Raw genomic sequence first — 13,480 nt, 5'->3', positions numbered from 1 at the left:
TCACGCTAGGTGGAGGCGGGTGGCGGGCGCTTCTCGATTCCTGATCGGTTTGGTGACCTGTTTCTCCATGCACGACGGCAGGCCGTCGGTCACCGACGCGGTCTGCTCGCGGTAGCGGCTGGGCGGCATCCCGACGAGTTCGGTGAACCGGGTGCTGAACGTGCCGAGCGAGGAACAGCCGACGGCGAAGCAGACTTCGGTGACCGACAGGTCGCCGCGGCGCAGCAGTGCCATCGCGCGCTCGATACGGCGGGTCATCAGGTACGAATACGGCGACTCGCCGTAGGCGATCTTGAACTGTCTGCTGAGGTGTCCGGCCGACATATTCACCCCGCGGGCAAGCGCTTCGACGTTCAGCGGCTGCGCGTAGTCACGGTCGATGCGGTCCCGCACCCGGCGCAGCAGCTTGAGATCGCCTAGCTGTTGGTCGGCCACAACCGCGATCGTACGTCTAGGGTCCGGTGCTGACCGGATGCCCGGCGAGCCGCCATTCGACCATCCCGTCGTTGAGGCGGATGGCACGGCGGCCGTCGGCAGTCAGGGTCCGCACGGCGTCGTGCGCGTACACGCAGTATTCACCGCGGCAGTAGACGACGATGTCGGCGTCGGTGGGCAGTTCGGTGATGCGCTCGGCGAGTTCGTCCACCGGTATCGAGACCGCGCCCGGGATGTGGCCGGCGAGAAACTCCTCGTCGGGCCGGACATCGAGCACCACCACACGCGCATCGCCGGTGTGGTCGTTGAGTCGCGACCACAATTCGTCACGCTCGATGCCCGTACCCACGGGCTCGCCGAGGTAAGCGTCGCGGGCGGCACCGACTTCGGACCTGCGACGGTCGGCAACCGTGCGCAACAACACCAGGAGCTGTGCGACATCGTCGCCGGCGAGGCGGTAGTAGACCTTGACACCTTCTCGACGGGTTTCGACGAAGCCGGTCTGTTTGAGCACCTGCAGGTGCGACGAGGCGGTGGTCAGGTTCAGACCTGCCGCGCGGGCGAGCGCCTCGACGCTGCGTTCGCCCTGGCTCAGCAAGTCGAGAAGCTCGAGCCGGCTGGCATGGGAGAGTGCCTTCCCGCTGGCGGCGAACTCTTCGTACAGACGTGTTTTCGCTGGTGAGCGATCCATGTCTTGCATTATTCCATAATTACATGGAATAACGTACAGTCGTGACATGAGCTCCATCGATGCCGACAATCGCCGAACCCGTGGCATCGAGCTCGGCCTGCGGGAGAACTGGCTGCAATTCACCCTTCTGGTCGTCGTCAACGTTTGCGTCGGTGCCCTGGTGGGTCTGGAACGCACCACGGTTCCGTTGATCGGATCCGAAACCTTCGGCCTGACAAACGATTTGACCGTCTTCTCGTTCATCATCGCGTTCGGGGTGACGAAGGCGCTGACCAATCTGGCGGCCGGAGCGCTCACCGCACGGTTTCGCCGCAAGCACCTGCTGTTGGCGGGGTGGGCAATCGGCGTGCCGGTTCCGTTCATGCTGGCCTGGGGTCCGTCATGGGGCTGGATCGTGGCCGCCAACGTGCTCCTGGGCCTCAATCAGGGCCTGGCCTGGTCCATGACGGTCAACATGAAGATCGATCTGGTGGGCCCCGAGCGGCGGGGACTGGCCACCGGCCTGAACGAAGCCGCCGGTTATGTGGCGGTGGGTGCCACCGCGCTGCTGACCGGATACCTCGCCACCGCGTACGGGCTGCGCCCAGCCCCCGAGCTCATCGGCGTGGTGTTCGTCGTCGCCGGGCTCGGGCTGTCGCTGGCGGTACGGGACACGGCGGCGCACGTGGCCCTCGAACTCGAGCGCCACCCACATCCGGCGCCCGCTGCAGACGGCGGGTTGCGCACGATCTTCGCCCGCACCAGCTGGGGTGACCGCAGCCTGCGGGGCGCCAGCCAGGCCGGGCTGATCAACAACCTCAACGACGGCCTCACCTGGGGCGTGTTCCCGCTGTTGTTCACCGATCACGGACTCGGCCTAGCCGCCATCGGGCTGATCAAGGGCCTCTACCCGCTGTTGTGGGGGCTCGGCCAGATCCCCACCGGCCATCTCGCCGACCGAATCGGCCGAAAACCTCTGGTGGTCGCCGGAATGCTGGTCCAGGCGGGTGGATTCGGGTTGGCTCTGGCGCTGCTGAACTGGCCGCTGTTGGCCGGTGTCACCTCGGCGGTCGCCCTCGGGATCGGCACGGCCATGGTCTACCCGGCGCTGATCGCCGTGGTCTCCGATCACGCGCACCCGAGCTGGCGGCCCAATGCGCTTGGTACCTACCGGTTCTGGCGCGACGCGGGCTACGCCGTCGGCGCACTGGTCGCCGGTGCGATGGGCAACTGGCTGGGGCTGGAGTCCGCAGTCGTCGCAGCCGGGGTGCTGACAGCGGTCTCAGGCCTTCTTGCGGCCCGGTGGATCACCGATCGCCCGCGATCCGGAACTGACGACTAAGCCGCCGGGGTCAGCCGATACACCGCGCCGGCGTAGTCGTCGGTGATGTACACCGCGCCGTCCGGACCTGTAATCGCGGCTACCGGGCGGCCCCAGCGGGCGCCGTCGTCACCCTGGAATCCGCCTACCAGGGTCTGCTGCGGGCCCAATGTGCCGTTGTGCCAACCAAAGAACGACACCTCGGGGGCCTGTGGGGACCGCCGGTTCCATGAGCCGTGCACCCCGACCAATGCACCGGGACCATAGCCGGAGAGTTCGGCGAAACTCATCCCCAGCGGGGCCGAATGCGCGGCCAACGTCTGCTCGACCGGTGCCAGCGCCGCGCAATCCAGCTTGCTACCGTCGGCGTTGGTCTCCACGTCCCGGATGAACCCGGCGGGCGGTGTACCGTCGGGATTGCAGTAGGGCCAACCCAATTCGCGCCCTGAGGTCACCTTGGCCACCGTCTCCGGCGGGTGGTCGTCCACATAGTCCTGCCGCACCCGGCCCTGCGGATCGGGCACGTTGTCGCGGTTGTTCACCGCCGTCCACAGCGAGCCGTCCGGGGCAAAGGCCAGGCCCGTGCCGTTGCGCACCCCGGTGGCGAACGGTGCCGCCGGCCCACCGCCCGGCGGCACCCGCATGATGGTGGCCCGCGGCGGCGTGGCGCTGCGGTCATCGGCAGAGGCGTTGCCCGTCGAGCCGATCGAAAAGTACACCGCCCCATCGGATCCCACGACCACACTCTTGAGTGCGTGGGAATAGGCGCCACGCAGTTCAGGGCTCTTGGCGTCCGGCAGGTCACTCGCGATGGTGCGGCGGTTGACGGCCCGGCCGTCGACGTAGTCGAAGGCGTCGATCCGATTGCTCTCGGCCACATACAGTGTCGTCCCGGCGAAGAAGAGTCCGTGTGGCTGCTCCAGCCCGTCGAGCAGGGTGCGCTGGTCAGGGCGCACCGTCAGCACCTGCCCCGTGTCCGGCACCGACACCAGCAACGCGCCGTCCGGGGCGAATGCGGCCATCCTGGCCTTGGGCACGCGGGCGATCACCTCGATGGTCCACCCGGCGGGGATCAGGGCCTGGCGCGGTTCGTCGAGCGGGCCCTGCGCGAGTTCCTCAGACACCTGTAGGGGCGTAGGCACCAGCCCGGCGGGCGGTGCGCTGGATGACGATGCCGGCGCGGGTTCGGGGCTCGTTCCGCACGCGGCCAGGGTGACCGCGGCGATCAGTGCGATCGCGCTACGTGCCGCCCAGACCCGCATTCATCTCCCAGACCAGGATCTCGGCTTCAGTGTCAGCTGTGACCCGTCCGCCCGTATCGGTGAGCCGGGCGGCGTCACCCTCGGCGAGCGGCCCGGATCCCTCGAGCATGACCGACCCGCGCGCGACGAACACGTGGACGTAGCGGGCCTGCGGCAGCTCGGCCGAATCGCCGGGCTGCAGGCGGGCGCCGTACAGCGTGGCATTGCGGTTGTGCAGGGTGACGGCCGCGTCGAGGGCGCCGGAGGCGATCGGTGTCAGCGTGTTGGACAGCTCGATCTCCTGCTGCTGATAGCTCGGCGTCACTCCGGCGGTATCGGGGAGCACCCACATCTGTACGAAATGCACGGGCTCACTGGCAGATCCGTTCTTCTCGGAATGCTGCACACCGGTGCCGGCCGACATCCGCTGGGCCAGGCCCGGGTAGATCACCCCGGAGTTGCCCATCGAATCCTCGTGCGCCAACTGCCCCGACAGCACCCACGTGACGATCTCCATGTCCCGGTGCGGGTGAGTGTCAAAGCCGGCGCCGGGCGCGACGATGTCGTCGTTGTTCACCAGCAACAGCCCGTGGTGGGTGTTGGCCGGGTCGTAGTAGTCGGCGAATGAGAACGAGTGCCGCGAATTCAGCCAGTCGGTCGTGCTGGCGCCGCGATCGTCCGCGCGCCGGATATCGACCCTGGACGTCCCCGAAGCCATGGCGCCAGCCTACCGACGGCCCGCGTTGACCAACCGGTGGAACGGCTGATGCCGGGGCCTAGTCTGTTGGGCGTGGAACTCAACGGAGCAAGCGCCATCGTCACCGGTGGCGCATCAGGTATCGGCGCGGCGACTGCCCGCCAGTTGGCTGCCAAGGGAGCCCGCGTCATCGTGGCTGACCTGCAGGCGGACAAGGGCGAGGCCCTCGCCAAGGAGATCGGCGGCATCTTCGTCACCGTCGACGTCACCAACACCGATCAGATCATCGATGCGGTCAAGACCGCCGCGGACCTCGGCCCGCTGCGCGCCCTGGTGAACTCGGCCGGCGTCGGTTGGGCCCAGCGCACCATCGGCAAGGACGGCGAGTTCTCCTCGGCGCACGATCTCGGCCTGTACAAGAAGGTGCTCGACATCAACCTGGTCGGCACCTTCGACTGCATCCGCATCGCAGCCACCCAGATGAGCAAGAACGAACTCACCGACACCGGCGAGCGCGGTGCCATCGTCAACATGACCAGCGTCGCGGCCTTCGACGGCCAGATCGGCCAGGCGGCCTACTCGTCCTCCAAGGGCGGCGTGGTCGGCCTGACCCTGCCGGTGGCCCGCGACCTGTCCGCTGTGGGCATCCGCGTCAACACCGTGGCGCCCGGCCTGATCGACACCCCGATCTACGGCGAGGGTGAGGCCTCCGAGGCATTCAAGGCCAAGCTCGGTGAGTCGGTGCTGTTCCCGCACCGCCTCGGCAAGCCCGATGAGCTGGCCTCCATGGTCGTCGAGCTGCTGACCAACTCGTACATGAACGCCGAGGTCGTCCGCGTCGACGGCGGCATCCGGATGCCACCCAAGTAACTCTCGCGACCAGACACAGAACTGCCCCTTTCCGCCAGGAAAAGGGGCAGTTTTGCGTCTGGTCGGCAGAATCGTCCTGTGGTCGACACCTGGTGGGGCGACGCACTGATCGGCCTCGCCGCCGCCCTGCTGCTGAGCTGGCTGGTGCTGGTCGTCGCGTTGCTCGTCATGCGGCCCCGCGGAAACCTGTTCAAAGAGGCGCTGCGGATACTTCCCGACCTGCTGCGGCTGATCCCACGGTTGGCCAGCGACAAGACGTTGCCTCGCGGCGTGCGCGTCCGGCTGGCGTTGTTGGTCGTCTATCTGGCGCTGCCGATCGATCTGATCCCCGACTTCATTCCCGTGCTCGGCTACGCCGACGACGCCATCATCGTGACCGTGGTGTTCCGCAGCGTCGTGCACCACGCCGGGCTGGACGCCGTGCGGGCGCACTGGCCCGGCACGGACGACGGGTTCGACGCCTTGGTGCGCCTGACGGGCCTCGACCGTAGGTAGCAAAAACCCCCTTTTCCACGCTGAAAAGGGGGTTTTCGCCGCTGCTTGTGCTTCAGATCGTTACCAGTCAGACTCGTCGAACTTGATGACACCGCGAATGTTGTTGCCGTCCAACATGTCCTGGTAGCCCTGGTTGATGTCTTCGAGTTTGTAGGTCCGCGTGACCATGTCGTCGATGTTGAGCAGGCCCGACTTGTACAGCGCGGTGAGCCGAGGCGTTTCGACGTGCGAGTTGCCGCCGCCGAAGATGTTGCCCTTCAACGTCTTCTGCAACATGGTGAACAGGAACAGGTTGAGCTTGACGTCGGCGTCCATCATCGAACCCATGCCCGTCACCACGCAGGTGCCGGTCTTGGCGGTGAGGATCATCGCCTCTTCGATGTACTCGCCCTTCATCTCGCCGACGGCGATGATGACCTTGTCCGCCATCAGGCCCCAGGTCGTGTCGATGACCGGCGCGATCGCCTCGGCCATCGACGGGTAGACGTGGGTGGCGCCGAACTTGATGGCCTGCTCGCGCTTCCACTCGTTCGGATCGATCGCGATGACGTGCTTGGCGCCTGAGATCACCGCACCCTGCAGGGCGCTCATGCCGATACCGCCGACGCCGACGATGATGACGGTCTCGCCGGGCTTGACGTCGGCGACGTTGGTGGCCGAACCGAAGCCCGTGGGCACCGCGCAGCCCATGATGGCCGCGGTCTCGAACGGGATGTCCTTGTCGATCTTGACGACGGAATCCTTGTGGACGGTCATGTACGGCGCGAAGGTGCCGAGCAGGTTCATCGGCGACACGTCATGGCCGCCGGCGGTGATGCGGCTGGTGCCGTCGGCGATCGCCTTGCCGCCCAGCAGGACCGCACCGCGGTCGCACAGCGAGCGGAAGCCCTTCAGACACGGCGGGCATTCACCACAGGCCGGGATGAAGGCGAGGATGACGTGGTCGCCCTCCTCGATGCCGGTGACGTTCTTGCCAACCTTGGTGACGACGCCGGCGCCCTCATGGCCGCCGAGCGCGGGCAGCGCCATCGGGGTGGCGCCGGTGGTCAGGTGGTAGTCCGAGTGGCACATGCCCGCGGCATGCATCCGGATCTGTACTTCATCGGCGACGGGGTCGCCTAGGTCGATCTCGTCGACCTTGAATGGCGAGTTGAGTTCCCACAGCAGGGCGCCTTTGGTCTTCATGGAAGGCGATAATAGAACAGGTTGCAGTACCACTGAGTAACTGGCCTTTGACCTGCGACGATTCAAGCTTGATTTCGTCGTCGGATGGCGAGCTCTGGCACACGTGGGTGCGCCACGGCGAATGGCCGGTTATTGCACGGATCTTCGGCGGGCGCGTGGCGTAAGTGGCCACTCGGCGATGAAAACCAAGACCGACGCGGGTCTACCCCACCATGACCGAGATCAACGCAAGCATCGTCCCGAATCTGTGGTTCGACCGGGAGGCCGAGCAGGCCGCGCAGCACTACATCGCCGCGTTCGGCGGCAACGGCCGGGTGGTGAACACCATCGCCTCGCACCCCGATTCACCGTCCCCGCAGGACGTGCCGGTGGTGGTCGAGTTCGAGCTGTCCGGGCAACGCTTCGTCAGCATCAACGGCGGCCCGCAGTTCACCTTCAACGAGGCCATCTCACTGGAGGTGCGCGTCACTGGCCAGGAGGAGCTCGACCAGCTCTGGGCCGCGCTGGTGGAGGGTGGCGAGGAACTGCCCTGCGGTTGGCTCAAGGACAAGTACGGGCTGGCCTGGCAGATCACCCCGACCGAGTACTACGACCTGTTGGGCAAGGGAGACCTGGCGGCCGACTCCCGGCTGATGTCCGCCGTGCTGAGCACCGTCGGCAAGTTCGACATCGCGGCGTTGCAGGCGGCCCACAGCGGTTCGTAGCTGCCGAGTGGCCAGTTAGCGCACGCTGAGACCGATTTGACGCGCAATAACTGGCCGCTCGTGGGATATCCCCACAGCGGCATTGATCCACAGCAGGTGTGCCACCCGCCGGGCTCGGCGGGCGTGTGTCGGACCGCGCGGCGACCGTAGCCGCATGGACCACCCCTTTCTCGGAACAGAGGCGTTGGCTGCAGGGACAGTGACCCGGCGCGGACTGGCGAGTCGCTATGAGGCTGTCTACCGCGACGTCTACCTCGTCAAGGATGCCGAGATGACGGCGGCGAAGCGCGCAGTGGCCGCGTGGCTGTGGTCTGGGCGCCAAGCGACGTTGACGGGCCTCTCGGCGTCGGCGGTGTATGGCACGCAGTGGATCGACCCGGCAGCACCTGCCGAGCTATACCGCCGCAATGGAAAGCCGACCACGGGGATCCTCGTTCACCGCGACGAGTTGCATGCCGACGAGACCCGCCTGTTCACAGGTCTCCCGGTGACAACGCCCGCACGTACAGCTTTCGATCTGGGGCGACGCTCAGGCAGGGACGAGGCTGTCATCCAGCTGGACGCCCTCTCGCAGGCGACCCGCTTGTGCGCGGCCGATCTTGCGCCACTCCTCGAGCGGCATCCGGGGGTTCGAGGGCTGGTTCAACTCCGCGAGGTCCTCAACCTGATGGATGGAGGTGCGGAATCGCCACCGGAATCCCGCACTCGCCTGGTGCTCATCGACGCAGGACTGCCGAAGCCACAGACGCAGATCGTGGTGCGCGGAAACTTTGGCGCCAGGCGGTCTGCGCGAATTGATATGGGCTACGCCCAGTTCAAGGTCGGAGTCGAATATGAGGGCGCCCAGCACTGGACCGATCCTCGGGTGCGGGCCAACGACATCGACCGCTACGCCGAGCTCGCCGCGCAGGGTTGGCTGATCATCAGGGTCGGAGCTGATCTGCTGAATCGCCGACCGCAGGTGATCGTGGCTCGGGTTTGCGCGGCATTGCGGGCCCGCGGCGCCGGGTGGCCAGTTATTGCACGGATTTCAGACGATCGTGTGGCGTAACTGGCCACTCAACGCCCAGGGCGGCCTACGAGTCAGAGTGAGGCCGGCAGCCCGAATTTCTCGAACAGCGACTGCTCCATGAAGGCCACCACATGCGAGATTCCTTCGGGGCGTACCTCGAGGACATGCAGTTGGAACGCCTCGTGCCGGCCCGTCTCGCGGTTGAGCATGTACATCGCCGCGGCGGGCTGGCCGTTGGAGCTCGTCGCGATGAACCGCATGTCCCCGGGTTCCTCGGCCGGGCATTTGTACCGGGACAGGTCGCCGATGGCCTGCGGCCCCTGGTACCAGGTGTCGAACGGCGGCATCTCCCAGACGGCCTCGGCCGTGAACAGCTCGACCAGCTTGTCGATGTCGTAGGCCTCGAACGCGGCCATGTAGTTGCGCAGCAGGTTCTGGGCGTGTGGGGAGTCCGGCGGGTCGATCTCGTCGTCCTGGCTGGGGCCCACAGCGTCGAGTTGGGCCCTGGCCCGCTGCAACAGGCTGTTGACCGCGGCTGTGGAAGTGCCGATGGCTCCGGCGACTTCCGCGGCCTTCCACTGCAGTACCTCACGCATCACCAGCACCGCGCGTTGGCGCGCTGACAGATGCTGCAGCGCTGCGACGAACGCGAGCCGCACCGCATCACGGGTCCCGACGATCGTGCTGGGATCCGCCGGGTCGTCGCTGGAATCCGGCAGCGGCTGCAGCCACGGGATCTCGTGATGTTCGGAGATCTCGTCGGTGGGCGACGAACTCGGATTGCCCAGCCCCGACGGCAGCGGGCGGCGTTGCCGGCCCTCCAACGCCGTCAGACACGTGTTGGTGGCGATGCGGTACAACCAGGTGCGCACCGAGGACTTGCCCTCGAAACCGCCGTAGGCCTTCCAGGCGCGCAGGTAGGTTTCCTGCACCAGGTCCTCGGCATCGTGCAGTGAGCCCGTCATCCGGTAGCAGTGCGCCAACAGCTCACGGCGGTAGCGCTGGGCGTCGGCCAGGAACGCATCGGCCGGGCTGTCGTCGTCTAGGCGGTGAGCGAGGACCGTCACATTCGCGAGCTTACGCAGCACCCCCGACAACTTCGATCGAATACTCTCGCCAGGGTGACCAGCACGCGCAGTGAACAGACCTTCGACGGCGTCGGCGGGGTCCGCATCGTCTACGACGTATGGACGCCCGACATCGCGCCGAGAGGCGTGGTCGTCCTCTCTCATGGCCTGGGCGAACACGCCGGGCGGTACCACCACGTCGCGCAGCGGTTCGGGCAGGCAGGGCTGGTCGTCTACGCCCTGGACCACCGCGGTCACGGCCGTTCCGGCGGCAAGCGGGTGTACCTGCGCGACATGTCCGAGTACGTCGGAGACTTCCACACGCTGGTCGGCATCGCCGCCGCCGAGTACCCGCAGCTCCCGCTCCTCGTGCTGGGGCACAGCATGGGTGGCGCCATCGTGTTCAGTTACGGCGTCGAATATCCCGATGAATACACCGCGATGGTGCTGTCCGGGCCCGCGGTGGCCGCGCAGGCAGCGGTGTCGTCGGCGCTGGCGGCCGTGGCCAAGGTGCTCGGCAAGATCGCCCCCGGGCTGCCCGTGGAGAATCTCGACGCCAACGCGGTGTCCCGCGATCCCGAGGTGGTGGCGGCCTACAAGGCCGATCCGTTGGTGTGGCACGGGAAGGTCCCCGCGGGCATCGCCCGGGCGCTGATGATCGTGGGCGAGACGATGCCGCAGCGAGCCTCGGCCCTGACCGCGCCGCTGCTGGTGGTGCACGGCGAGAAGGACCGCCTGGTGTCCGCCGACGGCAGCCGCCACCTCGTGGAATGTGTGGGATCGCCGGACGTGCACCTGAAGGTGTACCCGGGCCTGTTCCACGAGGTGTTCAACGAGCCCGAGAAGGAGCTTGTTCTCGACGACGTGACGACCTGGATCGAGACGCACCTGTGAGAAAGGCTGTGGCGGTACTGCTTTCAGTGCTGCTGGTGGCCGGCTGCGGTTCGAGGGAGGCGTCGGACGAAGGCCGGCAACCGGCGTGGACCGACACCGACATCACGTTCGACGCCGACGGTCTCACGATCCACGGGACCTACCGCCACCGGGAGGCCAAGGGCCCGGCCGCACTCCTGATCTCCGAGAGCGGGCCCACCGACCGCAACGGCGACAACAAGGTCGTCGGACCCGTCGGCAACATGCGTCAGCTCGCAGAAACGTTGTCGGACAAGGGTGTTGCCAGCCTGCGCTACGACAAGATCGGCACCGGTGCCACCAAGCTAGGCCCCTACGAGAAGAAACCCACCGAGGTGGTCAGCGGCGTGTACACCAGCGGGGCGGCCGCCGCGCTGCGCTTCCTGGCCGGCCGACCCGATACCGACGCGGCCGAGTTGTCGATCTACGCGGTGGGCGAAGGTGCCATCCATGCCATGACCCTGGCCGGTGCCGGCGATCCGAAGGTTCACTCGCTGGCGCTGTTTCAGCCGCTGTCCGGCCGCTACCTGGACATCATCACCAATCGCGTGCGTTCCGGCGCCACCCCCGAGGTGCTGACGGCCTGGCTGGGCGCCGTGGACGAGATCCGCACTAAGGGGACCGTGCCCGCGAATCTCCCCGAGGGCCTGAGCGCGATCGTCAACAAGGACAACCTCAACGCCATCATCGAGGCCGACAAGATCGACCCGCTGAAGCTGGCCGCTGCGCTGCCCGACGGCATGCCTGTGCTGCTCACCTGCTCGGACTCCGATTCCCAGGCCAGCTGCGAGATCGAGCGCCCGCTGATCGACGCACTCAAGCACACCGCGCTCACGCTCGTCGAGCTCAAGGGCGTCAACCACGTACTGCGCGACGATCCCACCGACAGCATCGCCAACTACGGCAAGCCTGGATCGTTGTCACCGCAGGTGGTGGACGCGGTCGGCAAGTTTGTCGGTGCCGATGGCTAGGTTTGTCGCGTGAGCGACGACAAGATGTTGGCGCGGATCGCAGCACTGTTGCGTCAGGCTGAAGGCACCGACAACACCCATGAGGCCGAAGCGTTCATGGCGGCGGCTCAACGGCTGGCCACGGCGACATCCATCGACCTGGCACTGGCCCGGTCCCACTCGGCCGAACGCACCAAGGCGCAGATGCCCGTGCAACGCACCATCACCATCGGGGAGGCCGGCACCAAGGGTCTGCGCACGTATGTGCAGCTGTTCGTGGTGATCGGCATGGCCAACGATGTGAAGTGCGACGTCGCGTCCAACTCGACGTTCGTCTACGCCTACGGGTTCGCCGAGGACATCGACGCCACCCACGCGCTCTACACCAGCCTGGTGCTCCAGATGGTGAAGGCGTCCCACGGCTACATCTCCTCGGGTGCGCACCGCCCGACGCCGACCATCACCGCCCGGCTCAACTTCCAGTTGGCGTTCGGAGCCCGCATCGGGCAGCGGTTGTCGGAAGCCAAAGAGGAGGCCCAGCAGGAGGCCGACCGCAATGACCGCCCCGGAACGGCAATCGCGTTGCGGAACAAGGATGTCGAGCTGAAGAGCTTCTACCGATCGGCGTCGCAGGCCCGCGGAACCTGGCGCGCGACGAATGCGTCGGCCGGGTACTCGTCGGCGGCGCGCCGGGCCGGGGACCGTGCCGGTCGCCACGCCCGTCTCGGGGGGAGCCAGGAGATCTCCGGCGCGCGCGGCGCCCTGGAGCAGTGAGCGCGCGCGACACCCAGCGGGCCCGCGTCTATGCCGCGGAGCAGTTCGTGCGGACCATGTTCGACCGTGCGGCACAACACAGTTCGCGGGCCATCGACTTTTTCGGCACCTCGCTCACCTTGCCTCCGGAGGCGAAATTCGGGTCGGTGGACTCGGTGCAGCGCTACGTCGACGACGTCGTCGCCCGGGTCGGTGCTGATCCGGTCGCCGTGCGTCGCCGTCGGGGCGTGACTGCTGCGCACTACGAGCTGATCGACGGCAAAGCCGTCATCGCCGTGCCCGAGCGCGACACCTGGGCACTGCGGGAGTTGGTGGTACTGCACGAACTTGCCCATCACCTGAGCCATGCGGACCCGCCCCACGGACCGGACTTCGTCGCGACCCACATCGAGCTGTGCACAGCGATCATGGGGCCGGAGGTCGGGCTGGTGCTTCGGATGGTCTACGGAAAAGAAGGTGTGGTCTGAATCTGCGGCTAGCCTGGCGCACATGACCGAACCCCGCGATGTCGACCTCATGTTCAACGAGGTACTGCGCACCGAGGACGAGGCGCTGGCCGCGGCGCGCCAATCCGCACAGGACGCCGACATGCCCGCCATCGAGGTGTCGGCCCAGCACGGCAAGCTGTTGTCGCTGCTGGCCACGATCTCCGGGGCGCGACGGGCGCTCGAGATCGGCACACTCGCCGGTTACAGCACCATCAACCTGGCCCGCGGCGTCGGACCGGACGGCAGCGTCGTCACGCTTGAGTACGAGCCGCGCCATGCCGAGGTGGCCCAGGCCAATCTGGTCCGGGCCGGTGTCGCCGACCGCGTCGAGGTGATCGTCGGTGCCGCCCTCGACACGCTGCCCCGGTTGGCCGAGCGTGGCGACGTCTTCGACCTCGCCTTCATCGACGCCGACAAGGAGAACAACGTCCACTACGTCGAGTGGGCCATCAAACTGGGCCGGCCGGGCTCGATCATCGTGGTGGACAACGTAACCCGGTTCGGGCGGGTACTGGCGCCCGCAGCCGACGACCAGCAGGCGCGTGCCGTGCGCGACATGCTGGAGATGATGGGTAGCCATCCGCGACTGGATACGGCCGCCATCCAAACTGTGGGTACCAAGGGCTGGGACGGCTTCGCTGTCGCGCTGGTTAGGTAAC

At 67.0% G+C, this 13,480-nt stretch carries 16 protein-coding genes; 10 read left to right on the top strand and 6 right to left on the bottom strand.

Annotated elements, in window-relative coordinates:
• Together ACWEFV_RS15690 and ACWEFV_RS15685 are read right to left on the bottom strand one after the other, a co-directional pair.
• On the bottom strand, positions 1-435 hold the full coding sequence (locus ACWEFV_RS15690) for a helix-turn-helix transcriptional regulator (protein ID WP_450070827.1): 435 nt from the start codon (positions 433-435) through the stop codon (positions 1-3).
• A 16-nt stretch (positions 436-451) separates the two neighbouring features.
• Positions 452-1,126, bottom strand: coding sequence for an ArsR/SmtB family transcription factor (locus ACWEFV_RS15685; RefSeq protein WP_450070826.1), 675 nt, complete (start codon positions 1,124-1,126; stop codon positions 452-454).
• A gap of 46 nt (positions 1,127-1,172) precedes the next feature.
• On the opposite strand from ACWEFV_RS15685, the gene ACWEFV_RS15680 reads away from it, so the two are divergent.
• The gene (locus ACWEFV_RS15680; protein WP_450070825.1) at positions 1,173-2,447 is read left to right on the top strand and encodes an MFS transporter; all 1,275 of its coding nucleotides are present in this window, start codon (positions 1,173-1,175) and stop codon (positions 2,445-2,447) included.
• On the opposite strand, the gene ACWEFV_RS15675 is transcribed toward ACWEFV_RS15680, so the two are convergent.
• Positions 2,444-3,688, bottom strand: coding sequence for a PQQ-dependent sugar dehydrogenase (locus ACWEFV_RS15675; RefSeq protein ID WP_450070824.1), 1,245 nt, complete (start codon positions 3,686-3,688; stop codon positions 2,444-2,446). The two genes, ACWEFV_RS15680 and ACWEFV_RS15675, sit on opposite strands and share 4 nt — an antisense overlap.
• The gene (locus ACWEFV_RS15670; RefSeq protein WP_450070823.1) at positions 3,666-4,385 is read right to left on the bottom strand and encodes a pirin family protein; all 720 of its coding nucleotides are present in this window, start codon (positions 4,383-4,385) and stop codon (positions 3,666-3,668) included. Before ACWEFV_RS15670 ends, ACWEFV_RS15675 begins: the two co-directional genes overlap by 23 nt.
• 72 nt (positions 4,386-4,457) lie before the next feature.
• Between ACWEFV_RS15670 and ACWEFV_RS15665 the strand changes: the two genes are divergently transcribed.
• Together ACWEFV_RS15665 and ACWEFV_RS15660 are read left to right on the top strand one after the other, a co-directional pair.
• On the top strand, positions 4,458-5,234 hold the full coding sequence (locus tag ACWEFV_RS15665; RefSeq protein ID WP_167857662.1) for an SDR family NAD(P)-dependent oxidoreductase: 777 nt from the start codon (positions 4,458-4,460) through the stop codon (positions 5,232-5,234).
• A 78-nt stretch (positions 5,235-5,312) separates the two neighbouring features.
• Positions 5,313-5,729: a YkvA family protein gene (locus ACWEFV_RS15660; RefSeq protein ID WP_450070822.1), complete on the top strand. Its 417-nt coding sequence runs from the start codon at positions 5,313-5,315 to the stop codon at positions 5,727-5,729.
• Positions 5,730-5,789: 60 nt separating this feature from the next.
• Here ACWEFV_RS15660 and ACWEFV_RS15655 read toward each other — a convergent pair whose 3' ends face one another.
• Complete coding sequence (locus ACWEFV_RS15655; protein WP_135451475.1) at positions 5,790-6,914, bottom strand: NDMA-dependent alcohol dehydrogenase; 1,125 nt, start codon at positions 6,912-6,914, stop codon at positions 5,790-5,792.
• Positions 6,915-7,126: 212 nt separating this feature from the next.
• Here ACWEFV_RS15655 and ACWEFV_RS15650 point away from each other — a divergent pair, with 212 nt between their 5' ends.
• Entirely contained in the window at positions 7,127-7,618 is a 492-nt protein-coding gene (locus ACWEFV_RS15650; protein WP_450070821.1) for a VOC family protein, read from the top strand.
• A gap of 154 nt (positions 7,619-7,772) precedes the next feature.
• Entirely contained in the window at positions 7,773-8,669 is an 897-nt protein-coding gene (locus ACWEFV_RS15645) for an endonuclease domain-containing protein (RefSeq protein ID WP_450070820.1), read from the top strand.
• A 32-nt stretch (positions 8,670-8,701) separates the two neighbouring features.
• Here ACWEFV_RS15645 and ACWEFV_RS15640 read toward each other — a convergent pair whose 3' ends face one another.
• On the bottom strand, positions 8,702-9,727 hold the full coding sequence (locus tag ACWEFV_RS15640) for a sigma-70 family RNA polymerase sigma factor (protein WP_450070819.1): 1,026 nt from the start codon (positions 9,725-9,727) through the stop codon (positions 8,702-8,704).
• A gap of 24 nt (positions 9,728-9,751) precedes the next feature.
• On the opposite strand from ACWEFV_RS15640, the gene ACWEFV_RS15635 reads away from it, so the two are divergent.
• From ACWEFV_RS15635 to ACWEFV_RS15615, 5 genes are read left to right on the top strand one after another with little or no spacing between them, the layout of a single operon-like run.
• A complete protein-coding gene (locus ACWEFV_RS15635) occupies positions 9,752-10,591 on the top strand; it encodes an alpha/beta hydrolase (RefSeq protein ID WP_450070818.1) in 840 nt (279 codons plus the stop codon).
• A complete protein-coding gene (locus tag ACWEFV_RS15630) occupies positions 10,588-11,580 on the top strand; it encodes an alpha/beta fold hydrolase (protein ID WP_135451480.1) in 993 nt (330 codons plus the stop codon). The genes ACWEFV_RS15635 and ACWEFV_RS15630 overlap by 4 nt, the downstream gene beginning before the upstream one ends.
• Before the next feature lie 9 nt (positions 11,581-11,589).
• Positions 11,590-12,333, top strand: a complete 744-nt coding sequence (locus ACWEFV_RS15625; protein ID WP_135451481.1) for a DUF2786 domain-containing protein — start codon at positions 11,590-11,592, stop codon at positions 12,331-12,333.
• The gene (locus tag ACWEFV_RS15620; protein ID WP_450070817.1) at positions 12,330-12,800 is read left to right on the top strand and encodes a TIGR04338 family metallohydrolase; all 471 of its coding nucleotides are present in this window, start codon (positions 12,330-12,332) and stop codon (positions 12,798-12,800) included. Before ACWEFV_RS15625 ends, ACWEFV_RS15620 begins: the two co-directional genes overlap by 4 nt.
• A 22-nt stretch (positions 12,801-12,822) precedes the next feature.
• Positions 12,823-13,479 (top strand): O-methyltransferase, encoded by a 657-nt coding sequence (locus ACWEFV_RS15615; protein ID WP_450070816.1) that lies wholly within the window; start codon positions 12,823-12,825, stop codon positions 13,477-13,479.
• Position 13,480: the final 1 nt, after the last annotated feature.

The sequence above is a fragment of the Mycobacterium sp. NPDC004974 genome, from assembly GCF_053600815.1.
The sequence above is the reverse complement of the archived record's forward strand: the minus strand, read 5'-3'. Positions and strand labels throughout refer to the sequence as shown.